General features: G+C 73.7%; 23 protein-coding genes. 13 read left to right on the top strand and 10 right to left on the bottom strand.

Features of this window, described 5'->3' with window-relative positions:
* The first annotated feature begins 165 nt into the window (after nucleotides 1-165).
* A complete protein-coding gene (locus ACZ4E1_RS09530; RefSeq protein WP_467537424.1) occupies nucleotides 166-972 on the top strand; it encodes an IclR family transcriptional regulator in 807 nt (268 codons plus the stop codon).
* Between the two features lie 160 nt (nucleotides 973-1132).
* On the opposite strand, the gene ACZ4E1_RS09525 is transcribed toward ACZ4E1_RS09530, so the two are convergent.
* Nucleotides 1133-1825: an ABC transporter ATP-binding protein gene (locus ACZ4E1_RS09525; protein ID WP_467537422.1), complete on the bottom strand. Its 693-nt coding sequence runs from the start codon at nucleotides 1823-1825 to the stop codon at nucleotides 1133-1135.
* Entirely contained in the window at nucleotides 1822-2883 is a 1062-nt protein-coding gene (locus ACZ4E1_RS09520) for an ABC transporter permease (RefSeq protein WP_467537420.1), read from the bottom strand. Before ACZ4E1_RS09520 ends, ACZ4E1_RS09525 begins: the two co-directional genes overlap by 4 nt.
* Before the next feature lie 137 nt (nucleotides 2884-3020).
* Here ACZ4E1_RS09520 and ACZ4E1_RS09515 point away from each other — a divergent pair, with 137 nt between their 5' ends.
* Nucleotides 3021-4205 (top strand): sensor histidine kinase, encoded by a 1185-nt coding sequence (locus tag ACZ4E1_RS09515; RefSeq protein ID WP_467537418.1) that lies wholly within the window; start codon nucleotides 3021-3023, stop codon nucleotides 4203-4205.
* The gene (locus ACZ4E1_RS09510; protein ID WP_467537416.1) at nucleotides 4202-4825 is read left to right on the top strand and encodes a response regulator; all 624 of its coding nucleotides are present in this window, start codon (nucleotides 4202-4204) and stop codon (nucleotides 4823-4825) included. Before ACZ4E1_RS09515 ends, ACZ4E1_RS09510 begins: the two co-directional genes overlap by 4 nt.
* Before the next feature lie 201 nt (nucleotides 4826-5026).
* Here the strand turns inward: ACZ4E1_RS09510 and ACZ4E1_RS09505 are convergent, their stop codons facing one another.
* Nucleotides 5027-5530, bottom strand: a complete 504-nt coding sequence (locus ACZ4E1_RS09505; protein ID WP_467537414.1) for a universal stress protein — start codon at nucleotides 5528-5530, stop codon at nucleotides 5027-5029.
* A gap of 92 nt (nucleotides 5531-5622) precedes the next feature.
* Between ACZ4E1_RS09505 and yczR the strand changes: the two genes are divergently transcribed.
* A complete protein-coding gene (gene yczR / locus ACZ4E1_RS09500; protein ID WP_467537413.1) occupies nucleotides 5623-7089 on the top strand; it encodes a MocR-like transcription factor YczR in 1467 nt (488 codons plus the stop codon).
* A 189-nt stretch (nucleotides 7090-7278) separates the two neighbouring features.
* Here the strand turns inward: yczR and ACZ4E1_RS09495 are convergent, their stop codons facing one another.
* A complete protein-coding gene (locus ACZ4E1_RS09495) occupies nucleotides 7279-7593 on the bottom strand; it encodes a DUF5955 family protein (RefSeq protein ID WP_467537411.1) in 315 nt (104 codons plus the stop codon).
* 155 nt (nucleotides 7594-7748) lie between these two features.
* Here ACZ4E1_RS09495 and ACZ4E1_RS09490 point away from each other — a divergent pair, with 155 nt between their 5' ends.
* Nucleotides 7749-8348: a nucleotidyltransferase family protein gene (locus tag ACZ4E1_RS09490; RefSeq protein ID WP_467537409.1), complete on the top strand. Its 600-nt coding sequence runs from the start codon at nucleotides 7749-7751 to the stop codon at nucleotides 8346-8348.
* Between the two features lie 195 nt (nucleotides 8349-8543).
* On the top strand, nucleotides 8544-10166 hold the full coding sequence (gene aceB / locus ACZ4E1_RS09485) for a malate synthase A (protein ID WP_467537407.1): 1623 nt from the start codon (nucleotides 8544-8546) through the stop codon (nucleotides 10164-10166).
* Between the two features lie 189 nt (nucleotides 10167-10355).
* On the opposite strand, the gene ACZ4E1_RS09480 is transcribed toward aceB, so the two are convergent.
* A complete protein-coding gene (locus tag ACZ4E1_RS09480) occupies nucleotides 10356-11270 on the bottom strand; it encodes a HipA family kinase (protein ID WP_467537405.1) in 915 nt (304 codons plus the stop codon).
* Nucleotides 11271-11378: 108 nt separating this feature from the next.
* On the opposite strand from ACZ4E1_RS09480, the gene ACZ4E1_RS09475 reads away from it, so the two are divergent.
* From ACZ4E1_RS09475 to ACZ4E1_RS09465, 3 genes are all read left to right on the top strand, one after another.
* The gene (locus tag ACZ4E1_RS09475) at nucleotides 11379-12617 is read left to right on the top strand and encodes an FAD-dependent monooxygenase (RefSeq protein WP_467537403.1); all 1239 of its coding nucleotides are present in this window, start codon (nucleotides 11379-11381) and stop codon (nucleotides 12615-12617) included.
* A gap of 150 nt (nucleotides 12618-12767) precedes the next feature.
* Nucleotides 12768-14060 (top strand): VWA domain-containing protein, encoded by a 1293-nt coding sequence (locus ACZ4E1_RS09470; RefSeq protein WP_467537401.1) that lies wholly within the window; start codon nucleotides 12768-12770, stop codon nucleotides 14058-14060.
* A complete protein-coding gene (locus ACZ4E1_RS09465; protein ID WP_467537399.1) occupies nucleotides 14060-14788 on the top strand; it encodes a hypothetical protein in 729 nt (242 codons plus the stop codon). Before ACZ4E1_RS09470 ends, ACZ4E1_RS09465 begins: the two co-directional genes overlap by 1 nt.
* Before the next feature lie 380 nt (nucleotides 14789-15168).
* Here ACZ4E1_RS09465 and ACZ4E1_RS09460 read toward each other — a convergent pair whose 3' ends face one another.
* Complete coding sequence (locus tag ACZ4E1_RS09460; RefSeq protein ID WP_467537397.1) at nucleotides 15169-15807, bottom strand: winged helix-turn-helix transcriptional regulator; 639 nt, start codon at nucleotides 15805-15807, stop codon at nucleotides 15169-15171.
* Between the two features lie 80 nt (nucleotides 15808-15887).
* Here ACZ4E1_RS09460 and ACZ4E1_RS09455 point away from each other — a divergent pair, with 80 nt between their 5' ends.
* On the top strand, nucleotides 15888-17096 hold the full coding sequence (locus ACZ4E1_RS09455; protein WP_467537395.1) for a pyridoxal phosphate-dependent aminotransferase: 1209 nt from the start codon (nucleotides 15888-15890) through the stop codon (nucleotides 17094-17096).
* 1 nt (nucleotide 17097) lies between these two features.
* Here ACZ4E1_RS09455 and ACZ4E1_RS09450 read toward each other — a convergent pair whose 3' ends face one another.
* The gene (locus tag ACZ4E1_RS09450; protein ID WP_467537393.1) at nucleotides 17098-17832 is read right to left on the bottom strand and encodes a class I SAM-dependent methyltransferase; all 735 of its coding nucleotides are present in this window, start codon (nucleotides 17830-17832) and stop codon (nucleotides 17098-17100) included.
* A gap of 75 nt (nucleotides 17833-17907) precedes the next feature.
* Between ACZ4E1_RS09450 and ACZ4E1_RS09445 the strand changes: the two genes are divergently transcribed.
* The gene (locus tag ACZ4E1_RS09445) at nucleotides 17908-19005 is read left to right on the top strand and encodes a mechanosensitive ion channel family protein (protein WP_467537391.1); all 1098 of its coding nucleotides are present in this window, start codon (nucleotides 17908-17910) and stop codon (nucleotides 19003-19005) included.
* 35 nt (nucleotides 19006-19040) lie between these two features.
* Here ACZ4E1_RS09445 and ACZ4E1_RS09440 read toward each other — a convergent pair whose 3' ends face one another.
* The gene (locus tag ACZ4E1_RS09440) at nucleotides 19041-19667 is read right to left on the bottom strand and encodes a TetR/AcrR family transcriptional regulator C-terminal domain-containing protein (RefSeq protein ID WP_467537389.1); all 627 of its coding nucleotides are present in this window, start codon (nucleotides 19665-19667) and stop codon (nucleotides 19041-19043) included.
* A gap of 67 nt (nucleotides 19668-19734) precedes the next feature.
* Between ACZ4E1_RS09440 and ACZ4E1_RS09435 the strand changes: the two genes are divergently transcribed.
* Together ACZ4E1_RS09435 and ACZ4E1_RS09430 are read left to right on the top strand one after the other, a co-directional pair.
* A complete protein-coding gene (locus tag ACZ4E1_RS09435; protein ID WP_467537387.1) occupies nucleotides 19735-20961 on the top strand; it encodes a beta-ketoacyl-[acyl-carrier-protein] synthase family protein in 1227 nt (408 codons plus the stop codon).
* A gap of 94 nt (nucleotides 20962-21055) precedes the next feature.
* On the top strand, nucleotides 21056-21517 hold the full coding sequence (locus ACZ4E1_RS09430) for a hypothetical protein (protein ID WP_467537385.1): 462 nt from the start codon (nucleotides 21056-21058) through the stop codon (nucleotides 21515-21517).
* 7 nt (nucleotides 21518-21524) lie between these two features.
* Here the strand turns inward: ACZ4E1_RS09430 and ACZ4E1_RS09425 are convergent, their stop codons facing one another.
* Both ACZ4E1_RS09425 and ACZ4E1_RS09420 read right to left on the bottom strand, forming a co-directional pair.
* Nucleotides 21525-22850: an SWIM zinc finger family protein gene (locus ACZ4E1_RS09425; RefSeq protein WP_467537383.1), complete on the bottom strand. Its 1326-nt coding sequence runs from the start codon at nucleotides 22848-22850 to the stop codon at nucleotides 21525-21527.
* A gap of 22 nt (nucleotides 22851-22872) precedes the next feature.
* Nucleotides 22873-25731 carry a DEAD/DEAH box helicase gene (locus tag ACZ4E1_RS09420; RefSeq protein WP_467537381.1) on the bottom strand — a complete coding sequence of 953 codons (2859 nt, stop codon included), beginning with the start codon at nucleotides 25729-25731 and terminating at the stop codon, nucleotides 22873-22875.
* Nucleotides 25732-25931 lie beyond the last annotated feature (200 nt).

Below are 25931 nucleotides of genomic sequence, written 5' to 3'. Positions count from 1 at the left end.
TCCGACATGCGAGCCGTCAAGGCTCTGGATGTTTCCACAAAGTGGAATTATGATTCCGATAAGCAGAACGTAGCTACCGACGAACTTAGGGGTCAAGGCAGGACCCGGAAGGAAACCGCCGGGTAGGCTGCACCATTGCCTGCCTGCCCTCGAAAGGAACGCGCCGTGCCGACGTCGTCCCACGCCAGCACCACTGAACCCGCCAAACCCGCGGCCGGTGGTGTCCAGTCCCTCGAGCGCGCCTTCGACCTGCTCGAGCGGATGGCCGACGCCGGCGGCGAGGTCGGCCTGAGCGAGCTCTCCGCCAGCAGCGGCCTGCCGCTCCCCACGATCCACCGCCTGATGCGCACTCTGGTCGCCTGCGGCTACGTACGCCAGCAGCCGAACCGTCGCTACGCGCTCGGCCCCCGCCTGATCCGCCTCGGCGAGTCGGCCTCCCGCCTGCTCGGCACCTGGGCGCGCCCCTACCTCGCCCGCCTGGTCGAGGAGACCGGCGAGACGGCGAACATGGCACTGCTCGACGGCGACGAGATCGTCTACGTGGCCCAGGTCCCCTCCAAGCACTCGATGCGCATGTTCACCGAGGTCGGCCGGCGCGTGCTGCCGCACTCGACCGGCGTGGGCAAGGCCCTGCTCGCGCACACGCCCGCGGACGAGGTGCGGGCGCTGCTCGCCCGTACGGGGATGCCGGCGGCGACCGAGAAGACGATCACGACGCCCGACGGGTTCCTGGACGCGCTGGAAGAGGTGCGCGGGCTCGGGTACGCCGTGGACGACAACGAGCAGGAAATAGGAGTCCGGTGCCTCGCGGTGCTCGTGCCGGACTCGCCGACGGCGGCGGCGATCTCCATCTCCGGCCCCGCGGGCCGCGTCACGGAGGCCGCGACGGACAAGATCGTGCCGGTGCTCCAGCAGGTGGCGCGTGAACTGTCGACGGCGCTGGCCAACACGGGTAACGGGGCGGGCGTCTAGGTCTCGTCGCCGGGTGCGCCCCGGTGGGGGCTGGTCGCGCAGTTCCCCGCGCCCCTGAAATGCAGACCCTTCGGGTCGCATTTCCCCGATGAGGCGAAGCCTCACCAGGGGCGCGGGGAACTGCGCGACCAGCCACGACGAGGCCCGCGGGCGGCGACGGTCAGGCGGTCCCACCCCGGACGCCGGCCTCGGCGAGAACCCCGTCCGCCATCTCGACGACCTGATCGGCAACCCCGAGTTGCCCCCGATCATGGGTGACCAGCACCGTGGCCGTGCCCCGCTCCCGCGTGAGCCCCCCGATCAACTCCAGCACGGCCACCCCCCGTTCATGATCCAGCGCACTGGTCGGCTCGTCGACCAGCAGCACCCGCGGCCCGTTCATGAGGGCCCGCGCGATATTGACCCGCTGCCGCTGCCCGCCGGACAGCTGATGCGGCCGACGGTGCACCTGCCCCGCGAGCCCGACGGAGTCGAGCAGCTCCGCCGCCCGCGCCCGCACGTCCCGGGGACGGCCCCCGCCCAGGTGCGCCATGACCTGCAACTGCTCCAGCGCGGTCAGCGACGGCAGCAGGTTGGGCTGCTGGAAGACGATCCCGACGGCCCCCCGCCGCAGCGCCGCCGCGTCGGCCCGGCTCAGCCCGGTCGCCTCCGTACCGTCGATCACGACCCGCCCGTTGTCCGGCGTGACCAGCGTCGCGGCGACCGCGAGAAGACTGGACTTCCCTGAGCCCGAGGGGCCGACCACGGCGGTCAGCGTCCCGGCCGGGACCTCGAGGCCGACCCGGTCGAGCGCGGTGAGCCGCCCGTCGCCGTCGGGGTAGGTGAGCGTGATGTCGTCGAGCAGCAGGGTCATCGGGCGCTCCCGAGAGCGGTGAGGGGGTCGACGGCGGTGATCCGCCGGATGGACAGGGCGGCGCCGACGAGACCGAGCACGGTCATCACCGCGGCGGGGCCGAGCGCGGTCACGGGTTCGAGGACGAACGGCACACCGTCCGGCACGAACGCCCCGAAGAGCGAGGCGAGCAGGGTCCCGACGGCCGTGCCGCCGAGGAGCATCACGACGGCCTGCCCGAGCGCGTCGCGCAGCAGATAGGGCGTCGAGGAGCCGAGCGCCTTCAGGACGGCGATGTCCCCGCTGCGCTGAATCGTCCAGACGGTGAAGAACGCGCCGACGACGAGCGCCGAGATCACGAAGAGGAAGCCGCGCATCAGCTGCAGCGAGCCGTTCTCCGCCTGGTAGGACCCTATGGCGGACAGCGCGCCCTCGATGGTCGTCGACTCCGTGCCGGCGGCCCGGTCGGCGGCGGCGAGGTCCGCCCCCGCCGAGGTGCGCAGGGCGACGACCGTGGCGCCGGCCGAGTGCGCGAGGGACTGCCAGTCGCCGAGATCGGCCCAGACGACGGGCGTGTGGCTGTACGAGTCCTGGCCGGACACGGCGGTGACGGTGAGCCGCTGCCCGCCCAGCTCGATCCGGTCGCCGCGTGCGGCGCCGAGCTCGTCGGCGGCCTTCGCGGAGAGGACCACGGAGCCGGGCCCGGTGGCGGCGGGCGACAGCCCGGAGTCCGGCCGCACTCCGAACACGGACACGGCCGCGCTCTGCCGCCCCGCCTCGGCGTTGACCGTACGGATCCCGATCGGCTCGGCGCTGTCCACCCCCGGACGCCCGCCCAGCTCCCGCCACTGTTTCTCCGTGACGTCGGAGCCGGTGAAGGACACCGACTGGCCGGCGGCGGGCCGGGCGAAGGCGAGGTGGTCGGCGGGCAGTGCGGTCAGCGCGGACGTGTTGTCCCGGGCCAGGCCCGCGGTCAGTCCCGACAGCAGTCCCACCAGCAGTGTGATCAGTACGATCACGGCCCCCATCAGGGCGAACCGGCCCCTGGCGAACCGTAGGTCTCTCCATGCGACGAACATGAGGTCCACCCTGCTGCTCCAGGCCCCCCGCGGGCATCGCGCCACAGCACGCTTCACCCGAATCGAAGGGGGGAGGCGGCTTTCAAACTTTCGGTTGACCGCGCCGCCCCGCCGGGCTCCGTAGGCTGGTGAGCGGTATGGATCCACGTTCACTCACCCCCGCCCTGCGCGTCCTGCGCCTCTGCCTGCACCTGCTGACGGCGGGGCTGCTCGCGCTCGTCGTGGTCCGCGCGGCCACGGGACGGTCCGACGAACCGGCCGGGGCGGTCGTGGCCGTCGCCGTCGCGATGGGCCTCGTCTACGCGGCGGGCTCCCTGGTGCCGGCCGTGCGCGACGCGCGCACGGGCGCCGCCCTCTGGCTGGCCGCCCTCGGCGCGGTGTGGGCGGTGCTGCTCGTCCTGTCGCCCGACGCGCTGTGGCTGGCCTTCCCCCTGTACTTCCTGCTGCTGCACCTGCTGCCGGCCCGCTGGGCGGTCCCGGCGGTGGTGCTCGCGGCGGGCGCGGCCATCGCCTCGTACGTGGGGCACGACGGGGCGGTGAACCCGGGCGCGTTCATCGGGCCGCTGCTCGGGGCCGCCGTCGCCGTGGCGACCGTGCTCGGCTACCAGGCGCTGTACCGGGAGAGCGAGCGCAGACGGCGGCTGATCGAGGAGCTGATCGCGACCCGGGCCGAGCTCGCCGACGCGGAGCGCGCCGCGGGCACCCTCGCGGAGCGGGAGCGGCTCGCCCGCGAGATCCACGACACGCTGGCGCAGGGCCTGTCCTCGATCCAGCTGCTGCTGCGCGCGGCCCAGCGCGACCTGCCCGGGGACTCCCCCGCCGCCGCGCACATCGAGCAGGCGCGGGCGGCGGCGCAGGACAACCTCGCCGAGGCCCGCCGCTTCGTACGGGCGCTCACGCCGCCGGATCTGGCGCACGGTTCACTGGCCGGTGCGCTGGAGCGGCTGTGCGCGACCGCGCCGGGCCTGACCGCCCGGTGCACGGTGAGCGGCACGCCGCTGGAGCTGCCGACCCCGTACGAGGTGGCGCTGCTGCGGATCGCTCAGTCGGCGCTCGGCAACACGGTGCGGCACGCGCACGCGCGCCGCGCGGAGATCACTCTCAGCTTCATGGAGACCTCGGTGGCCCTGGACGTGGTGGACGACGGAGACGGCTTCGATCCGGAGCGGGCAGCGTCCGGAGACGGCGGCTTCGGCCTGCCGGCGATGCGGGCGCGGGTGCGGGAGCTCGGCGGCACGTTCACGGTCGAGTCGGCACCCGGGCGCGGCACGGCCGTCGCGGTGACCCTGCCGGTACCGGTGCCCGTCGGGGGTGACGCGTGATCCGGCTGCTGCTCGCCGACGACCATCCCGTCGTACGGGCCGGACTGCGGGCCGTGCTCGACGCGGAGCCCGACTTCGAGATCGTCGCGGAGGCCGCCACGGCGGAGCGGGCGGTCGAGGTGGCCGGTGCGGGCGGGATCGACGTCGTGCTGATGGACCTGCAGTTCGGCACGGGGATGCACGGGGCGGAGGCCACGCAGCGGATCGCGGCGCTCGACGGTGCGCCGCGCGTCCTGGTCCTCACGACCTACGACACGGACGCGGACATTCTGGCGGCGGTGGAGGCGGGGGCCTCCGGCTATCTGCTGAAGGACGCGCCGCCGGAGGAGCTGGCGGCGGCGGTGCGGACGGCCGCGTCCGGGCGGAGCGCGCTCGCCCCGGCGATCGCGCTCCGCTTGATGGACCGGATGCGGGCGCCCTCCGAGGCGCTGAGCCGGCGGGAGCTGGAGGTGTTGCAGCTCGTGCGGGACGGACTGTCCAACGCGGAGATCGCCGGTCAGCTCTTCCTCAGCCAGGCGACGGTGAAGTCCCATCTGGTGCACATCTACGCGAAGCTCGGCGTTGAATCGCGCACGGCGGCTGTGGCTCGGGCGACGCGGCAGGGGTTGCTGCGGCCGTAGCGTCGGCGGGTGCGGGTCTCGTCGTGGCTGGTCGCGCAGTTCCCCGCGCCCCTGGAGATGCGCACTTCGTGCGCGACCTCCATCGGGCGGTCACCCGTCGGGGAAATGCGACCCGAAGGGTCTGCATTTCAGGGGCGCGGGGAACTGCGCGAGAAGCCCCACCGGGCCGCAGACAGCAACGAAACAGGTCGGACCGAGCTCTCAGCGGCTCAGGTCGAAGTCCGACGGAGTCGCCCGGCGCAGGGCACGCAGTTCCGCGCGGGGAACAACCCGCAGCGGAACGGAGAGCACAGGGCACACCGCCCCCCGCCGCACCCCACGAGCGACCCGCCCCCGGCGCAGCCGGCGCGGCCGGACGCCGAGGACGAGGAGGTCGTCGGCCTGATCGGCGAAGGACAGGAGCGCCGGCGCGGGCCGCTCGCGGACCACCCGGAGCTCCACGTCCAGCCCCACCGGAATCCCGCCGAGCGCACGCGACACCGCACGGGCCAGCTCCCGCCGCGCCTCCCCGTACCAGTGCCGCGCCCACTGAGGATCGGGCCAGCGCCGGTAGAGGCCCTCGCCCTCGGGCGGCTCCCAGGCCAGCACCACGACGAGCGCCCGCCCCGACCGCCCCGCCTCCGCGGCAGCGACGCGCAGCGCCCCCAGGCTCGCGGCCGACCCCCCGACGCCGACCACGACCCGACCGCTCCTGCCGGTCCCCATGCCCCTGCCTCCTTCACTCCCGTACCAGGCCACTGGTGTGGATTCTGTAGGCTGATTGGTCTGGACGGCAGGGCCAATATCGGAGATGTGGCATGGCAGGTGGCGGCGTGGACGGCTCGGCGGTCGTGCTGAGCAGCAGACGGCTCGGCACGCTCGTGACAGGGGTGACCGGTGAGCGCCCCGGCTACCGGGCCCTGGCCCAGGGCGTACGAACACTGCTGCTCGACGGCCGGATCGCCCTGCACGCGCGACTGCCCGCGGAGCGTGAGTTCGCGGCGGCGCTCGGAGTGAGCCGGGCCACCGTGACCGCCGCGTACGACCTGCTGCGGGAGAGCGGGTACGCGCGCAGCAGGCGCGGCGCCGGCACCTGGACCGAGCTGCCCGACGGGGTGCGGCCGACGAGCGTGGCGACCCCGGCGGCGGGCGACGACGTGATCGATCTGGCGATCGCCGCGCCGGGCGCGCTCGCGGACGAGCTGTCGGCGGCCTATCTGGCGGCGGCGCCCGACGTGACCCGGCACGCGGAGACCGCCGGCTACCACCCGTACGGGCTGCCCGAGCTGCGGGCCGCGATCGCCGAGCGGTACACGCGGCGCGGGCTGCCGACGCTGCCCGACCAGATCCTCGTCACGACCGGCGCCCAGCAGGCGGTGTCACTGACCCTGACGCTGCTCGGCCGGCCCGGCGACCGGATCATGGTCGAGAACCCTTCGTACGCCAACGCGCTGTCGGTGATCCGGCGGCTCGGGCTGCGCACGGTGCCCGTGCCGGTGTCGGCGGACGGCTGGGACTCCGAGCTGATGGAGGCGACGCTGCGGCAGGGCACGCCCCGGCTCGCGTATCTGATCCCGGACTTCCAGAACCCGACGGGCCGGGTGATGCCGCCCGAGACGCGGCAGCGGCTCCTGGCCGCGGCGCGGGCGACCGGCACCTGGCTGGTCATCGACGAGACGGTGGCGGACATCGCGCTCGACGTGCCGACGCCGCCGCCGTTCGGGGCGCTGGCCACCGGGGGCGGCGGCGAGCAGATCGTCACCGTCGGCTCGCTCAGCAAGGGGCACTGGAGCGGGCTGCGGGTCGGCTGGGTGCGGGCGGGGACGCGGCTCATCACCGAGCTCACGACGCTCCGCGTGACGGCCGACATGTCGGGCTCGGTGCTCGACCAGCTGGTCGCGGGGCGGCTGCTGGAGCGGGAGGAGGAGATCCTGCGGCGCCGGCTGCCGATTCTGCGGGCGCAGCGGGATCATCTCGTGGAGCGGCTCGGGGAGGTGTTTCCCGAGTGGCGGTGGCGGTTGCCGGCGGGGGGTCTGTCGCTGTGGGTCGACCTGGGGCGGCCGATCGCGTCGGCGCTCGCGCAGGGGGCGCTTCGGCACGGGGTGCGGATCGAAGGGGGGTCCCGCTTCGGGGCGGATCCGGGGACCTTCGAGCATCGGTTGCGGTTTCCCTATACGCAGCCGGCGGATGTGGCGGACGAGGCGATCCGCCGTATCGCGTCGGGGCTCTCCGAGGGTTTGGCGGGGGCTGACGTGGCCCCGGGCCGACCTCCGTGGGTGGCCTGACCGGTCCATCGCCGGGTGCCGCCCGGTGGGGCTTCTCGCGCAGTTCCCCGCGCCCCTGAAATGCATGCCTTCGGGCGCATTTCCCCGATGCGCAACCGCCCGATGAGATCGCGCACGAAGTGCGCATCTCAGGGGCGCGGGGAACTGCGCGACCAGCCACGACGTACGTGTCACCCGGCAACGAGACGATCAGCCCCGCGGCGGGCCGCCGAACAGCTCCACAGCCCCCCGCACCTGAGCCAGCGCAGCGGAAAGCGCCGAGACCGACCCGACGGCCCCCGCGACAAGGAGCAGCGACCGGCGTAACCGGGGAACCTCGGGCACCCCGCCCCGAGCCATCGCATCGAGCGCCGCCAACTCGTCCTCCGCGATCCCCCGGTCCGGAAACTCCACGGCGTACCCGGCGAGTTCGCGCCGCAGCCGGGACACCGCGGTACGCAGCTCGACCACCCGCGGATCCTCGCCGCTGCCCGCCACCCGCCCCTGCTCCACGCTCCGCAACACAGCTCTCCCCCTCGCACATCGTTGTGCGTGCACCCCTGGCGGACGTCACCCAAAAAGCTCAACCGGGCTTTGTGGGCGCCCAGTTAACGCCACACATCGCCGCTCCGCCAGCCCGTTGCGCAAGGCAACCTCATCGGGTGCGGTATGCAGGGGCCATGACGACGAACAAGGCGCAGGTGGCGGGGCTGCTTCTGGCGGCGGGCGGTGGCCGGCGGCTCGGCGGGCACCCGAAGGCTCTGTTGACGCATCGCGGCCGGCCACTGGTGGAGCACGCGCTGGAGGTGCTGCGCGCGGGCGGTTGCGGCCCGCTGCACGTGGTACTCGGCGCGGCGGCCGGCACCGTACGGGAGCGGGCGCGGCTGGACGGGGTCACGGCGGTGACCAATCCGGAGTGGGCGGACGGGATGGGGTCCTCGCTGCGGGCGGGGCTGGAGTCGCTCGCGGCGACCGGCGCCGACGCGGCGCTCGTCCTCCTGGTGGACCAGCCGGGCATCGGAGCCGCGGCGGTGACCCGGGTCCGGGAGGCGTACCGCTCTCCGGCGTCCCTGGTGGCGGCCTCGTACGACGGGGAGCGGGGGCATCCGGTGCTGTTCGGGCGGGAGCACTGGGCGGGGATCGCGGCGAGCGCCACGGGGGACCGTGGTGCGCGCGCCTATCTGAAGGAGCACCGTGGTGCTGTGGAACTCGTCGAGTGCGGGGACGTCGCGGAGGCGTTCGACATCGACACCGAAGCCGATCTCGGCCACCTTGAGTGAAAGGGGTGGCACCGAGCGCCACGTTCTGTCGACTCAGAGAATCTCGACATCAACAAACCTTGAACTTCCACGATAAGGAAACTAGTATCCACTTCTCAGAAGGGCCGGTCCCCGGAAGCGGGGCCAGCAGCCATACCCAGGCGCCCCGGCACCGAGTGCCGCACGCGTCCGTTCGCTGAAGGAAGTGACAGCCTCATGTCCGCACCAGCGCCGTCCCCGCTGGCCATCGTCGACGCCGAGCCCCTGCCCCGGCAGGACGAGGTGCTCACCGATGCGGCCCTCGCCTTCGTGGCCGAGCTGCACCGGCTGTTCACGCCCCGGCGTGACGAGCTCCTCGCCCGCCGCGCCGAGCGCCGCGCCGAGATCGCCCGCACCTCCACGCTCGACTTCCGCCCCGAGACCGCCGCGATCCGCGCCGACGACTCGTGGAAGGTCGCCGAGGCCCCGGCCGCGCTGAACGACCGCCGCGTCGAGATCACCGGCCCCACCGACCGCAAGATGACGATCAACGCCCTCAACTCGGGCGCCCGCGTGTGGCTGGCCGACTTCGAGGACGCCTCGGCCCCGACCTGGGAGAACGTCGTCGGTGGTCAGCTGAACCTGACCGCGGCCTACAACCGCACCATCGACTTCACCGACGAGCGCACCGGCAAGTCGTACGCCCTCAAGGACGCCGACCAGCTCGCGACCGTCGTGATGCGCCCGCGCGGCTGGCACCTCGAGGAGCGCCACCTGGTGGACGAGAGCGGCAAGCCGGTCCCCGGCGCCCTCGTCGACTTCGGCCTGTACTTCTTCCACAACGCCAAGCGCCTCATCGAGCTCGGCAAGGGCCCGTACTTCTACCTCCCGAAGACGGAGTCGTACCTGGAGGCCCGCCTCTGGAACGACATCTTCGTCTTCGCCCAGGACTACGTCGGCATCCCGCAGGGCACCGTCCGCGCCACCGTCCTCATCGAGACGATCACCGCCGCGTACGAGATGGAGGAGATCCTCTACGAGCTGCGCGACCACGCCGCGGGCCTGAACGCCGGCCGCTGGGACTACCTCTTCTCCATCGTCAAGAACTTCCGTGACGGCGGCCAGAAGTTCGTCCTGCCGGACCGCAACGCGGTGACGATGACCGCCCCGTTCATGCGCGCCTACACCGAACTGCTCGTGCGCACCTGCCACAAGCGCGGTGCCCACGCCATCGGCGGCATGGCGGCCTTCATCCCGTCGCGCCGCGACGCCGAGGTCAACAAGGTCGCGTTCGAGAAGGTCCGCGCCGACAAGGACCGCGAGGCCGGCGACGGCTTCGACGGCTCCTGGGTCGCCCACCCCGACCTGGTCCCGATCGCCATGGAGTCCTTCGACAAGGTCCTCGGCGACAAGCCGAACCAGAAGGACCGTCTGCGCGAGGACGTCTCCGTCGCCCCCGGCGACCTCATCGCCATCGACTCGCTCGACGCGAAGCCCACGTACGACGGTCTCGTCAACGCCGTCCAGGTCGGCATCCGCTACATCGAGGCGTGGCTGCGCGGCCTCGGCGCCGTCGCCATCTTCAACCTGATGGAGGACGCCGCCACCGCCGAGATCTCGCGCTCGCAGATCTGGCAGTGGATCAACGCGGGTGTCGTGTTCGAGAACGGTCAGCCCGCGACCGCCGAGCTGGCGCGCACCGTCGCCGGTGAGGAGCTCGCGAAGATCAAGGCCGAGATCGGCGAGGAGGCCTTCGCGGCCGGCAAGTGGCAGCAGGCCCATGACCTGCTGCTCCAGGTCTCCCTGGACGCCGATTACGCGGACTTCCTGACCCTTCCCGCGTACGAGCAGCTCCGCTGATCTACCCGCACCCTTGGCCCCCGGCACCGCACAGCGCCGGGGGCTTTGTGCTTCGTCTGCGGCCCGGTGGGGGCTGGTCGCGCAGTTCCCCGCGCCCCTGAAATGCAGACCCTTCGGGTCGCATTTCCCCGATGAGGCGCAGCATCCTTAGGGGCGCGGGGAACTGCGCGACCAGCCCCCACCGGGCCGTCAGCCGAGATGCACCGACCAGTCCTGCTCGGCGCCGGGCTTGCCGTGGAGGTCGGGGACGCGCTTCAGCCAGGCCGGACGATCCCGCTCCATGGCGGCAGCCCGCTCCGCGTCGGCCGCCGCCAGCTCGTCCCGCGACGGGAACTCCGTCGGCAGCCAGGACGCCGAGCTCCGGGCGCGGGCCAGCAGAAAGCCGACGTAGGCGTCCCGTACCGCGTCGGGCCCGTCGAACCCCGGCTCGTCCACCAGCCAGGCATCAGGCACCAGCGCGAGCACCTCCCGCAGCATGTCCTCGGTCACCCGCGGAGCGAGCTCCGCGTCGGCGGCCCGCACATCGGGCCCGTACACCCCCAGCGCGTGATGCCGGAAGTCGTACGCCTTCTCCGGCGCGGCCCCGTCCCAGCGGTGGTGGAAGACGAGCGCCGCCCCGTGATCGATGAGCCACAGGCGCGGCGGCGCCGTGCCGAAAGTGGGCCACACCATCAGGTTCGAGCTGTGGACGGTGCGGTCCACGTTCACCGTCAGCGCGTCGAGCCAGACGATCCGCCCGGCCTCCAGCGGGTCGACGGGGAACACCCCGGCGATCTCGGGCGTGAAGTCGGCGGCGCCCGGCAGGAAGTCCATGCCGAGGTTGAGCCCGGCGCTGGCCCGCAACAGGTCCTGGACCTCCTGGTGCGGCTCGCCCGCGGCGACGGCCGGGTCGAAGTGCGCGAGCACCAGCTCGGGGAAGCGCAGCCCGAGCCGTCGCGCCAGCTCCCCCACGACGATCTCCGCGACGAGCGCCTTCACGCCCTGCGCCGAGCCGGTGAACTTCAGGACGTAGGTGCCGAGGTCGTCCGCCTCGACCACACCGGGGACCGAGCCTCCGGTGTGCAGCGGGTTCAGATAACGGACGGCAGTCACTTCGCGCAGCACAACGCCACTGTAGATCAGGGGACGCGGCCGGTTCCTGTCGGTTTCCGCCCGCCGGGGGCCCGGGGCTGGAAGGATCACGCGCGGTGTCGTCGACCACAGGGAGTGGGCATGCGCAGGGGTCAGGGGCCGTCCGTGGCCGTCGTGGGCGGGAGCATCGCGGGGTGCGCCGCGGCGCTGGCCCTGCGGCGGGGCGGCGCGGGCGCGGTGACCGTGCACGAGCGAGCCGCGGGATCGCTGGACGCGCGCGGCGTCGGCGTGGCCCTGCACGACGGCCGCTACGCGGAGCTGGCGGCGTCCGGCTATGTCGACGAATCGATGCCGTGGGTCCAGATGAGGAAGCGGCGCTGGTACGTGCGGGACGAGAGGGCCGCCGTGCCGCTCGGCCGCGAGCTGTGGACGACACCGTTCCCGTTCCGCGCGTACAACTGGGGTTCCCTGTGGCGGGAGCTGCGGCGCCGGGTGCCCGCCGATGTGGAGGTGCGGTCGGGTTCGCCGGTGCGGGAGGTGGCCGCGGATCCGGACGGCGACGGGGTGCTCGTCCACGCCGGGACGGGCGCGCCGGAGCGCTTCGACCTGGTGGTCGGCGCCGACGGGTACCGGTCGGTGGTGCGGGCCGCGGCCTGCGGTGACGTACGCCCCGAGTACGCGGGATACACGGCGTGGCGCGGCGCGTTCCCGGTCGAGCGGCTCGCGGCGCCCGGCCTCTGGCCCGACGACGAGTGCGCGTACGTCGTCTTCCCCGGCGGGCATCTGATCGTGTACCGCATCCCGGACGCGTCCGGCGGCGGGCAGCACGCCAACTGGGTGCTGTACACGACGCCGCCGCCCGGTCACGCCCCGGCGCCCGACTCGCCGGTGAGCCTGCCACCGGGCACCGCGCCCGCGCCGCTGAGGGAGCATCTCGCGTACGTGGCCGAGGAGTTGCTGCCCCCGTACTGGGGTGACCTGGTCCGGCTGACGACCCCGGAGGAGCTGATCCTCCAGCCGCTGTACGACTTCACCGCGCAGCGGTACACGGCGCCGGGGATGGCGCTGACGGGCGACGCGGCGACCGTGGCCCGGCCGCACACCGGTGCGGGCGCGGTGAAGGCGCTGCAGGACGCGACGGCCCTGGAGGCGGCGCTGTCCGGGACGCCCACCCTGTCCGCCGCCCTGGCCGCGTACGACGCGGACCGCGCCGCGGTGGGCCGCACGATGGTGACGCTCGGGCGCCGGCTGGGCCGTGAGCTGGTGGAACGGACCCCGCGCTGGGGGGAGATGGACCGCGTGGAGCTGGAGAAGTGGTGGGGCGGGCTCGACGGCTCGGGCGCGTTCGGCGGACGCAGCCTCGCGCAGGGAAAGAGCTGAGGAAAGAGGTGAGGAAGGAGGTGAGGAAGGAGGTGAGGACGAGCTGACGACGGGTCCCGCGAAGTGTGCCGGGACACAAAGCGGCTGATCCCCTATCAGAACCCGGTCGCCGTTTTGGCATCGACGCGCCCGGCTCCATAGGATCCGCCGATGATCACTAGAAAACGGCTGGCGGCGGGCGCGAGCGCCCTGCTCGCCGCCGTCGCCCTCGGCGGGTTCGGTCCCGTCGGCAGCGCGGCGGCCGCCGACGAGCCTGCGGGGGACAAGCCCGCTCCCAAGGTCGAACTCGTCCTGGACGTCAGCGGGTCCATGCGGGCCCGCGACATCGACGGCGACTCCCGGATGGCCGCCGCGAAGCAGGCGTTCAACGAGGTGCTCGACGCGACGCCCGAGGAGGTCGAGCTCGGCATACGCACCCTCGGTGCGAACTATCCCGGCGAGGACCGCAAGACGGGCTGCAAGGACACCGCGCAGCTCTACCCCGTGGGCCCGCTGGACCGCACCGAGGCGAAGACCGCCGTGGCGACGCTGCGGCCGACCGGCTGGACGCCGATCGGCCCGGCGCTGCTGAAGGCGGCCGACGACCTGGAGGGCGGTGACGGCACCCGCCGGATCGTCCTCATCAGCGACGGCGAGGACACCTGCCAGCCGCTCGACCCGTGCGAGGTGGCCCGCGAGATCGCGGCGAAGGGCATCGGCCTCACCATCGACACGCTCGGCCTCGTCGCCGACGCCAAGACGCGGGCGCAGCTGTCCTGCATCGCGGACGCCACCGGCGGCACGTACACCTCCGTCCGCCACAAGGACGAACTGACCGACCGCGTCGGCCAGTTGGTGGACCGGGCCGCCGACCCGGTCGTGACGCCGGTCGCGGTCGAGGGCGCGGCGCAGTGCGCGAGCGCCCCGCAGCTCAAGCCCGGCCTGTACACCGACCGGGAGAAGTTCGGCGAGCACCGCTACTACCGGGTGGACGTCGAGCCCGGCAAGGAGCTGCGCGCCGCGGTGAGCGTCGCGGCGGACCGGGCCGTGAACCGGGACTACGGGGTGCTGCTGCGCGCCGTCACCACGCACGGCCGGGAGATCGTGCGGGGTCAGGGTGCCGGGGACGGGCGCACGGACGTCGTCTCGACCGGCCTGCGCTACCCGAAGCCGGACGCCGATTCCGGTACCGAATCCGACTCCGATGAGCCGCAGGCCGAGACGGTCTGCCTCCAGGTGTCCAACTCCTACTCCGCTCCGGCGTCCGTGAAGACCACGCCCGGCCTGCCGGTCGAGCTCACGGTCGACGTCGTGGACGGGCCGGACAGCTCCTCCGACGTGGCGGCGTTCGGTCTGGGACGCGGCTGGTGGCTGCTCGGCGCGCTCGTCGTGGCCGGGTTCCTCACCGGTGTGATCTGGGGCTGGCTGTCGCGCTGGCGCGTGGCCGTCTGGAGGACGAACTGATGCGACGCACACGAATGCTGACGGGTGCCCTGCTGGGCGGCCTGGTCTCCCTGCTCGCCTTCGCAGGCCCCGCGGCGGCCGCGGGCGAGGACACGGAGCAGAAGGCGCCGACCGAGGCGGGCACGTCGTTCCGTACGGCGACCCCGTTCGAGCAGGGCCAGAAGGCGACGGCGAGCGCGTCGACCGGCGACTACCTGTACTGGTCGTTCCCGGCGCACTCCGGGCAGCGCCCGACGGTCCGGGCGAGCGTCGCACTCCCCGACGCGCAGGCCCGGCACGGTGCGCAGAGCTGGCGGATCGACGTGTACGACGGGCTGCGGCGCCGCCAGTCGTGCATGTACGGGACACAGGCGCGCACGGTTGCGGCGGACGCGGCGAAGGTCGAACTGGCCTGCACGCTGCGGACGGTGCGGGCCTGGTCGGAGCCGTGGGCCGATGACCCGCTGCCCGGCTCCTACTACGTGCGGCTCACGGTGACGGGGCTCGACGACGCGGACCTGGGTCTGCCGGTGTCGGCGTCGCTGGAGGCGACGTCGAAGGAGATCGGCGCGGCCTCGGCGGTGGACGGCGCCCTGTCCGAGCCCCTGCTCGCGCCCGGCGCCCCGGACGACCACGACTGGTCCTCCCCGTGGTGGACCACGCGCTGGCTCTGGACCGCGCTCGGCGCGGCGCTCGCCTCACTGGCCGGCATCTGGGGCTACACCCTGACCCGCCCCCGCCGGGCCTGACCCTCTTCGGCCCCGAAGCCCCTGAGGAGCGCACGAAGTGCGCCTTCAGGGGCGCGGGGCTGTATCGATCTGCGGCTCCGCCGCGCGGGCGCGCTCAGCCACGACGCCGGCACCCCCAGGGGCTCCGCCCCAGCCCCCGCTCCTCAATCGCCGGAGGGGCTTGAATCACCCACCCACCGCCCCTGGGGTGCACGAAGTGCGCCTTCAGGGGCGCGGGGAACTGCGCGAGAAGCCCCACCGGCCCGCGCCCGGCGACGACATCGCAACCCCCAACGGCGGCACCCCCCGGGGCTCCGCCCCGGACCCCGCTCCTCAATCGCCGGAGGGGCTTGATTTTCCCGGACTACCGCTGTCAGGCGCGCCATGGGTCTGGGGCCGGCCTACCCCTGCGAGGCTAGGAGGGCCTTCGCCAAGGCCCCTGCGCCGGTGACGTTCACCGCCCCCTCCCGCGCGGCCACGACCACATCCCGCTCCCCGCGAGCGATCGCCCCGGCCACCTCCGCCTCCAGTTCCAGCCGCACATCGGCCTCCCCGCCCCCGAACACGCCCTCCCCGTACGGGTCCCCGTCCAGACCGACCCGTACGAAGAACTCGCCCTCGTCGACCCGGACGGCGACGACCCCGCTCTCTCCCAGCCCGGCGAGCCCACGCAGCACGGGAAAGGCCAGCCAGTGGGCACGGACCGCGTCCGTGGCGCGCCGCTCGGCCAGCAGGGGCCCGCCCCACTCCCCCAGCGCCTGGAGCACGGGCAGCAACTCGCGTCCGCGCGGGGTGAGTTCATACACGTAGGAGGAGGCGGGCGGCGCGAGGCGGCGGCGCACGGCGACCCCGTCCCGCTCCAGGTCCTTGAGCCGCGCGGCCAGCATGTCCGTGCTGACGCCGGGCAGATCGGCGTGCAGGTCCGTGTAGCGGCGCGGCCCGGCGAGGAGTTCCCGCACGATCAACAGCGTCCAGCGGTCCCCGACGACGTCGAGAGCGCGGGCGGCGGCGCAGTACTGGTCGTAGCTTCGGCGGCTCATGACCGGCAGTCTATGCAACTTGTTGGACTTTCCAAGCTCCAGCTTGGTAAAACCAAGTACCCCAGCAAGGAGGCACGCACATGGAGTTCCGGCAGTCGAGCAAGCTGAGCGAGGTCTGCTACGAGATCCGCGGCCCGGTGATCGAGCACGCCAACGCGCTCGAGGAGGCCGGCCACAGCGTGCTGCGCCTCAACACCGGGAATCCCGCCCTCTTCGGATTCGAGGCGCCCGAGGAGATCGTCCAGGACATGATCCGGATGCTCCCGCAGGCGCACGGGTACACCGACTCGCGCGGCATCCTCTCCGCCCGCCGCGCCGTGGCCCAGCGGTACCAGGCACTCGGCCTGGAGGTGGGCGTCGACGACGTGTTCCTCGGCAACGGCGTCTCCGAGCTGGTCTCCATGGCCGTACAGGCGCTCCTGGAGGACGGTGACGAAGTCCTGATCCCCGCCCCGGACTTCCCGCTGTGGACGGCGGTCACGACGCTGTCCGGCGGCAAGGCCGTGCACTACCTGTGCGACGAGCAGTCCGAGTGGTACCCGGACCTCGACGACATGGCCGCGAAGATCACGGACCGCACCAGGGCCGTCGTCATCATCAACCCCAACAACCCGACCGGCGCGGTCTATCCGAAGGAGATCGTCGAGGGCATCCTCGATCTCGCCCGCCGGCACGGCCTGATGGTGTTCGCCGACGAGATCTACGACCAGATCCTCTACGACGACGCGGTGCACCACAGCGCCGCCGCCCTCGCCCCCGACCTGGTCGTGCTCACCTTCTCCGGGCTCTCCAAGACGTACCGGGTGGCGGGCTTCCGGTCGGGCTGGCTGGTCGTCACAGGTCCGCGGCAGCACGCGAAGAGCTACCTGGAGGGCCTGACCATGCTGGCCTCCATGCGGTTGTGCCCGAACGCGCCGGCCCAGTACGCGATCCAGGCCGCGCTCGGCGGTCGCCAGTCGATCCGTGAACTGACCGCGCCGGGCGGCCGGTTGCACGAGCAGCGCGACAAGGCGTGGGAGAAGCTCAACGAGATCCCCGGCGTCAGCTGCGTCAAGCCGAAGGGCGCGCTGTACGCGTTCCCGCGCATCGACCCGGCCGTGCATCCGATCGTGGACGACGAGAAGTTCGTCCTCGACCTGCTGCTGCGCGAGAAGATCCAGGTGGTGCAGGGCACGGGCTTCAACTGGCCGCGCCCCGACCACTTCCGCATCCTCACCCTCCCGCACGCCGACGACCTCGACGCCGCGATCAGCCGCATCGGCCGCTTCCTGAGCGGCTACCGGCAGTAGGTCACCGCCCGGCGGCTCCGGCCGCCGCCTCCACGACGAAGAACAGGAAGCACGGCTGCGTCGCGAGCTTCTCGAAGTCGTCGGGGAAGAGCGCGCGGACGGCCGGGTCGGGCCGCGGCTCGCTGAGCGCGGTGACGCGGAAGCCGGCGGCGGCGAAGGCCTCGGTCATCGCGTGGATCGGCCTGCGCCACAGTCGCATCGGCAGGCTCCGCCCGCCGAACTCCCAGGTGAAGTCGTAGCTGCTGGTCGCGAAGTAGTCGGGCCGCGTGCCCGGGTGCGTGTACGCGACGAAGGGGTGGTCCACGGACGCGATCAGCCGGCCGCCGGGCCTCAGCACGCGACGCAGTTCGGCGAGGGTGGGCCCCCAGTCCTCCAGGTAGTGCAGCACCAGGGACGCGATCACGTCGTCGAACGCGCCGTCGCCGAACGGCAGCGGGTCGCGCAGGTCGCCCACGTGCAGGTCGGCGCGGTCCCCGAGGCGGCGGCGGGCGAGCGCGATCATCGCGGCGCTCGCGTCGATGCCGGTGACCCGCGCGCCGCGTTCCGCCAGCGTGGCGGACAGCGGGCCCGCGCCGCAGCCGGCGTCGAGGATCCGGCGGCCGGTCACGTCACCGGCGAGGCCGAGCACCGCCGGCCGCTCGTAGTGGGCGTTCGCGAGGCTGTGCTCGTTGACCTCGGCGTACACCTCGGCGAACCCGTCGTAGTCGTTCTCCGTCGTGCCCGTCAGTCGATCCATCGGGGCAGCCTACGGGGCGGCCGGAACCGGAGGGGGGCTGAACGAGCCGTTCCGGGGGCGGGTTACGGTCGGGGGATGGAGAACGTACTGCGCCCGCTGATCGTCCTCGGCGGTTCCGTCGTGCTCACACTCCTCGTCGGGTGGGCCGTCGACCGTCTGCTGCAACGCGCCGACCGACGCCACCCGGAGACCCCGCTGTGGGATCTGCTGCGCCGCTGCCGGCTCCCGTACCAGCTGGTGCTGTGCTCGGCGCTGCTGCGCGGCTCGTACGACCAGGCGCGGGTCGCCCGCGACCACACGGCGCTGATCGGCCAGGTGCTGAGCCTCGTGCTGATCGGCGCCACCGCGTGGCTCGTCGTGCGGATCGCGACGGCGATCGTCGAGTCGTCCTACACGCGCTACGCCGACCAGCACCGGGACGCGGCGCGGGTCCGGCGCGTCCGCACCCAGATCACGCTCATCCAGCGGATCGTGACCGCGGTCGTCGGGGTGGTGGCGGTCGCCGCGATGCTCCTGACGTTCCCGTCGTTCCGCGCGGCCGGGGCCTCGTTGCTCGCGTCCGCGGGCATCATCAGCGTCGTCGCCGGTGTCGCCGCGCAGTCGACGCTGGGCAACCTGTTCGCCGGGTTCCAGATCGCGTTCGGCGACATGGTGCGGATAGGCGACACCGTCGTGGTCGACGGTGAATGGGGCACCATCGAGGAGGTCACCCTGACCTACCTCGCCGTACGCACCTGGGACGAGCGGCGGATCACGATGCCGGTCTCGTACTTCACGTCGAAGCCGTTCGAGAACTGGTCGCGGGGCGGCGCCCAGATGACCGGCACGGTCTTCTTCCATCTGGACCACAGCGCCCCGATCGACGCGATGCGCGAGAAGCTCCACGACATCCTGCGCGAGTGCCCGGCCTGGGACGGCCGCAACTGGGGCCTGGCCGTCACCGACACGACACCGAGCACCCTCCAGGTGCGCGCGGTGGTCACCGCGAAGGACGCGGACGACATCTGGACGGTCCGGGTCACGGTCCGCGAGCACCTGGTCCGCTGGCTCGCCGATCAGCACCCCTACGCCCTCCCCCGCGTCAACACGGCCACTGCCGCCCTTCCCCCGGACACGGACGCGGTCGTCTCCCTGAGCCGCGACGGCCGCCCGCCCCGCACCGGCCGGGGCTGACCCTCCCCGACCACGCGGGACTTTCGACACACGCCCTAAGCGGCGCCCGACCCGTCGTGGACGGTCAGGGCTCCGGCGAGGTCGAGGTCGGCGTTGGTGCCGTGGGCGCCGGCGCGGACGAGCAGCACGGCGCCGAGCGCGGTGCTCCAGAAGGTCCTGGCCTCCACGTCGAACGGCCGGCCGGCCCCCCAGCCGCGCGTCTCGACGAGCCGGGACACGTAGCGCTCCGACTGCCGGAACAGCAGTTGGAGGTGCTGGTCGACCACAGGCGCGAGTTCGGGCTTGGAGATCGCGGCGGCCAGGGCCCGGGCGACCGACGGCAGCGAGGGCATGGCCAGGACGGCGCGCGCGATGTTGCGCCGGAACGCCGCCGCGTCGGGGGCCTGGCGGCCGATGCGCTCGATGCGCCGGGCGTCGTGCAGCAGTCCGAGGAACGCGGCGTGCACGAGCAGCGCGTCCTTGGACCCGAAGTGGTACGTGACCTGGTTCGGGAAGACTCCTGCCGCCGCGGCGATCTCCGCGACGCTCACCTCGGCGCCGGGCCGCTCCTCGCAGAGCCGCGCCGTCACCTCGATCAGTCTGCGCTTGGTCGCGCGCCCGCGATCACGGGGCCGGGCGGCGGCCTGTCGCGCCTCGGTCCTCTTCTTCTCCGCCTTCTCCACCCCGGAATTGTATGTGATACAACATGGCTTCGTTCATTTGTATCGCATACAAGAAAAGGCGAAGCGCATGCACCGGACCGAAGTCGTCGTGACCGGACTCGGCGCGATCACACCGCTCGGCGCCGACGTGGCGTCCACCTGGGAGGCCCTGCTCGCCGGAGAGTCCGGCATCCGCGGCGGCGCTCTGCCGGGCCACGAGGACATCGACCTGCCGGACATCGCGGCCGGCACGATGGCGGCCGATCCCGCCGCGGGGCTGCCTCCGGCCCGGGCCAGGCGGCTCGACCGTTCGCAGCAGGCGGCCCTCACCGCGGCGGCCGAGGCCTGGGCGGACGCGGGCGCGCCGGGCGTGGACCCGGACCGGCTCGCGTCGTCGATCGGCACGGGCATCGGCGGCGTGCGGACGCTGCTGAAGGAGGACGACACCCTGGAGGCCGCCGGGACCCGGCGCGTCTCGCCGCGCACGGTGCCCATGCTGATGCCGAACGCGGCGGCGGCCCTGATCAGCATCGAGTACGGCGCCCGGGCCGGCGCCCACACCCCCGTCTCGGCCTGTTCGTCCGGGGCCGAGGCCATCGCCCTGGGCGCCCGGCTCATCCGGGCCGGCGAGGCGGACATCGTCATCGCTGGCGGCACCGAGGCCGCGCTCACCCCGATCACCGTCGCCGGCTTCACCCAGGCGCAGGCGCTGTCCCGGCACACCGGCGAACCCGCCTCGGCGTCCCGGCCGTTCGCCGCGGACCGCAGCGGGTTCGTCCTCGGTGAGGGCGCCGCCGTCCTGGTGCTCGAGAGCGCCGAGCACGCCGGGGCCCGGGGCGCCCGCGTCCACGCGGTGCTCGCGGGAGCCGGCATCGCCGCCGACGCCCACCACATCACGGCGCCCGCCACCGACGGCGCCGGTCAGATCTCGGCGATGCGCAAGGCCCTCGCAGAGGCCGGTCTGCCCCCGGAGCGGATCGGCCACGTCAACGCGCACGCCACCGGGACTCCGGTCGGTGACGCCGCCGAGGCGCGCGCGATCCGGGAGGTCCTCGGCCGCGCCACGGTGACCGCGCCCAAGGCGGCGCTCGGTCATCTCTTCGGCGCGGCGGGCGCGGTCGAGGCGCTCGTCGCCGCCCTCAGTGTGCGGGACGGCATGATCCCGCCGACCCGCAACCTCACCCCGTCCGGCGTCGATCCCGGCATCGACCTCGATGTCGTCGCGGAGCGCCGGGACGTCCCCCAGGAGGCCGTGCTGAGCAACTCCTTCGGTTTCGGCGGGCAGAACGTGTCCCTCGTCCTGCGGCGTCCCTAGGTCCCGTCCGCACTCGACAGCGGTGGCCCCATCGGGTTGAGTTCGTGCCGACCGGTGTCCGGTGGTCGATCGGTGAGTCGAGGGGTGCGAGGCGATGGATGCGGCGCTGATTGCCGTGCTGGGAACGCTGTTGGGGTCCGTGGTCACGCACTTCTTCCAGGGGCGGGCCACCGTGCGCAGCGCCGAACTGGCGCGGGCCGAGCAGATGCGGCAGGAGCGGATCTCCAGCTACAGCGCGTTCGCCGGGGAACTGCACGACTATCGGCGGGCGCAGAACGACCGCTGGTACCGGGCCCACGAGGACGCACCGGCGAGCATCGCCGACGCCTCGCGCTACGCCTCCTACGAGGCACGCATCGCGGCCCGGGCCGCACTCACCCGCGTACAACTGGTCTGCGCGGACCCGGCCCTGCGCGAACTCGCCGCCCGAGCCTTCGAGTTGACGAACTGCATGCACGACGCGACCGACGAGTCCGACCGTGACCGCCGCTCACGCGAGGCGAAGGCGGCCCTGGACACCTTCGTCACGCGCGCGGCGCCGACCGTGCACGAGTGAAGCCCCGTCAGGTGAGGCCGAGCAGCGAGTCGAGTGCCGACACCGGGTCCGGGGAGGGTTCGCCGCGGGGCCACCAGTCCTCGCGGCCGGGGTCGGACTCGTAGCCGTACCAGCGGCCGTCGCGGCCCAGGCGGAGCTGGAGGGACGGGGTCGAGAGGTGGTTGCGGCGCGGGCGGAACTCGGGGTGGCCCGTGGCGAGGAGCGCGGGGCGGGCGCGGTCGAAGGGGCCGGCCGGCGGGTCCCACTCCTCCTCCAGGACGCCGAGGCCCGCGAATCCGCCCTGCCGCCAGGCGGCGACCGCGCGGGCGAGGTCGGCAGGGGTGCGGCCGGTGCCGCGGGCCAGGGAGGCGTACAGGGCGCGGGTCGCCGCGGTGAGGCCGGAGCCGGGATGCGCGGCGGCGAGCCGGACCGCGTCCTGCCAGGGCGTGAATCCGGCGAGCGGGTCGAGGCCCGTCGTGAGCAGGGCGTGGGCGCGGGCCGTCGCCTCCGTGGCGAGGAGGTCGAGGGCGAGCGGGTCGGGGGCGCCGGGCGCCTGCGGGTAGGACGGCGGGCGCTCGGGGTGGGCGGGCGGCGGGAACTCCGGTGGCAGGGCGGGCAGTCGGGCCGTGTCCCGCGCGAACACGTCACGGGCGGGGAGCGAGTCGAGCTCGGGACCAGCGGCCTCGGCGCCGGCCTCCTGCTGCTCGCGCGCCGTGTGCGTGGCGTGCCGCCGGGTCAGGTCGGCGAGCAGCTCCTGCTCGCCGCGTCCGCGCAGCAGGAAGAGGACGAACGGGTCCTCGTCGATGAGCCGCGCCGTCTGGTAGCAGAGCGCCGCCGCGTGCTTGCACGGGTGCGCGCGGTCCGGACAGGTGCACTCGGGGGTGAGGTCGTCGACGGCCGGGAGGAGGTCGGCGGACGCGGCGAGCGCGTGCGGCACGTCCTTGTCGAGCAGGGACGCCATGTGGTCGGGGCGGGAGACCGCGGTGTCCAGGAAGCGCTCCCAGGCCTCGTCCGGCAGGGTGCGCAGCCGCAGTTCGGCCCGGTAGGGGCGGGGGCGCGAGCCGTGCACGTACGCGACGACGCGGCCGGGCGTGACGGTGATCGCGTCGACGTGGCCCCGGTCCGCGTAGGCACGGCCGCGGGCGAGGCGGGCCGGGTCGAGGGCGGTGTCCTCCAGGGCGTCCACCCACGCGTTGCCCCACCAGGTCAGCGCGAACGCGGCGCTCGCCTGGGCGCGGGGCGGCAGCGGCGGGAAGGTGCGGCGGGTGTCGGTGTGCCGGGCCTGGGCCTGCTCACCGGACCGGGCGCGGCCGGGGATGTGCGCGGCGGGACGCCGGGCGCGGGCGGGGCTCATGTCGGGTCACTTCCCTTCGCGCTCATGACGCCTGCCGGCGCAGGGAGACCAGGTCGGTCAGCTCGCGGTCGGACAGCTCGGTGAGGGCGGCCTCGCCGGAGCCGAGCACGGCGTCGGCAAGGGCCCGCTTGCTCGCGAGGAGTTCGGCGATGCGGTCCTCCACGGTGCCCTCGGTGATGAGCCGGTGGACCTGGACGGGCTGGGTCTGTCCGATGCGGTAGGCGCGGTCGGTGGCCTGCTCCTCCACGGCCGGGTTCCACCAGCGGTCGAAGTGCACGACGTGGCCGGCGCGCGTCAGGTTGAGCCCCGTGCCCGCGGCCTTCAACGACAGCAGGAAGACGGGGACTTCGCCGGCCTGGAACCGGTCGACCATGCGCTCGCGCTCCGCGACCGGGGTGCCGCCGTGCAGCAGCTGGCAGGGGATCGCGCGGGTGGCCAGGTGGGTGGCGAGCAGCTTGGCCATGGACACGTACTGGGTGAAGACGAGGACGGAGCCTCCCGAGCCGTCCTCGGCGACGATCGTGTCGAGGAGTTCGTCGAGCAGGGCGAGCTTGCCGGAGCGGCCGGCGAGCCGGGGGCGGCTCTCCTCGGCCTCTTTCAGGTACTGCGCCGGGTGGTTGCAGATCTGCTTGAGGGAGGTCAGCAGCTTCATGACGAGGCCGCGGCGGCCGATGCCCTCGGCGGCCTCGATCTGCGCCATGGACTCGCGGACCACGGCCTCGTACAGCGAGGCCTGTTCACGGGTGAGCGGGGCCGGGTGGTCGGACTCGGTCTTGGGCGGCAGCTCGGGGACGATGCCGGGGTCGGACTTCTTGCGGCGCAGGATGAACGGGCGGACGAGCCGGGCCAGCCGCTCGATCGCCTCCGGGTCCGTGCCGCCGTGCCCCTGGAGCGGGACCTCGCCCTCGACCACGCGCGCGTGCCGGGCGCGGAACGCCTTGAGCGGGCCGAGCAGTCCGGGGGTCGTCCAGTCGAGCAGGGCCCACAGCTCCGACAGGTTGTTCTCCACCGGGGTGCCGGTGAGGGCCACGCGCGCGGGGGCGTCGATGGTGCGCAGCGCCTTCGCCGTCGCCGAGTGCGGGTTCTTGACGTGCTGGGCCTCGTCGGCGACGACCATGCCCCAGGTGTGCGCGGCGAGTTCGGCGGCGCGGGTGCGGACGGTGCCGTACGTGGTGAGGACGAAGCCGCTGGAGTCGAGCGTGCGGGCGCTGCTGTGGAAGCGGGTCACGGGGACGCCGGGGGCGAACTTCTCGATCTCGCGCTGCCAGTTGCCGAGGAGGGAGGCGGGGCAGACGACGAGGGTGGGGTGCGGGCGGGCGCGGCGCAGGTGGAGGGCGATGAGGGTGACGGTCTTGCCGAGGCCCATGTCGTCGGCGAGACAGCCGCCGAGGCCGAGTGAGGTCATGAGGTCGAGCCAGGCGAGGCCGCGCAGCTGGTAGTCGCGCAGGGTGGCGGCGAGGCCCGGGGGCGGCTCGACGGTGTCGAGGCCGCGGGTGAGGCGGTCGCGCAGCTCGGCGAGGCGCCCGGTCGGCACGGCGGGGACGCGCTCCCCGTCGACCTCTGCTTCGCCGGTGAGCGCGACGGCCAGCGCGTCGACGGGCTGGAGCAGTCCCAGTTCGCGCTTGCGGGCCTTGCGCACGAGGTCGGGGTCGACGACGACCCACTGGTCGCGCAGCCGCACCACCGCGCGGTGGGACTCGGCGAGCCGGTCCATCTCGCGCTCGGTGAGCGGGTCGCCGTCGAGCGCCAGCTGCCAGTTGAACGCGAGCAGTTCGTCGCTGTCGAAGAACGGCGTGCCGTCGGTCGCGGAGCCGGGCGCGGCCTGGGCCCGGACGACGGCCGTGGCGGTGAGGGAGCGGGCCAGCTCGCGGGGCCAGTGGACGGCGACGCCGGCCTTCGCGAGGCGTGCGGCGCCCGGCCCGAGCAGGTCGATCAGCTCGCTCTCGCTCAGGGCGAGGACGTCGGGCACGTCCTGCTCCATGAGGCGGCCGAGCGGCGGCCAGGCGGCGACGGCGCGGCGCACGGCGAGCACCGCGTCGATCCGGGCGCGCGGCCCGAAGTGCTCGTCGGCGTCCCCGGCCCACAGGGCGGCGGCGTCGACGACGCGCGTGGGGTCGGCGAGGCTGTGCACCTGGACGACGGCGGCCCCGGCGCGCCGCTCCCCCGTCTCCTCGGGCGAGGCGTCCTCCTCGGCCGCGTCGAAGAGGGCGTGCTGCGCGAGGTCGAGCCGGAGCGAGACCTTCACCCCGGCGTCAAGGCCGGCGGCTGCCTCGACGGCCCAGGGGCGCGCGTGCGGGAGGTACTGGGCGGCGGCCGCGGCGAACGGCGCGCCGGCCGCGTGCGCCGCGGCCGGGGTGCGGGGCAGCGTGTCGGCGACGGCGTCGAGGAACGCGCGCACGAGCGCCTGCGGCTCGGGCAGCCGCAGCGGGCGGCGGCCCGGGAGCGGGATCGCGTACCCCTCGGGCGGCAGGGCGGCGGCGATGCCCCGGATCTGCGCGACGTCGTCCTCGTCGAGCGGGCCCGCGCGCCAGGCGTCGTGGTCGGAGGCGGTGAGTCCGGGCAGCAGCCGGCCGCGGGCGACCAGGTGCAGGGCGTGGGCGGCGGCGGCGCCCCAGGCGGCGGTGGCGGGGTGGGCGGCGCGGGTGCGGCGGGCCCGCAGGAGCAGCGGCAGCGCGTCGGCCACGGGCAGGACGCGCGCGGGGACCTTGCGGGAGCGCACGCCGGTGCCGTGCGGCCGGACCACCGTGATCTCCTCGTCGGCGCCGGGCGGCCCGGCGCCCTCCGGGCACCACAGGGCGACACGGCCCTCGCGCGGCAGCGGCGCGGGCAGGAAGACGGCGGCGACCTCCGCGCCCACACCCTGCGGCTCCGGCAGCGTCACGCCACGTCACCTCCTCCTGCTGACTGCTCACTGTTGGTGTCCTGTCCGGTCCGCGTCCCGTGCGGCCCGGTCTCCACGACCCGTACGACCTTACGGGCCGGGTCTGACAATCACGGTCGGCGCTCCCCGGTCCGCGCCGTGGGCGGGCCTCGGGGAGAATGGCCCCGGACCTGCACGAGACCTCATGAACAGGCGTGAAC

The organism is Streptomyces sp. NPDC025806, assembly GCF_055558275.1.
Note: the sequence above shows the minus strand (reverse complement) of the source record. Positions and strands in the feature narration are given on the sequence as shown.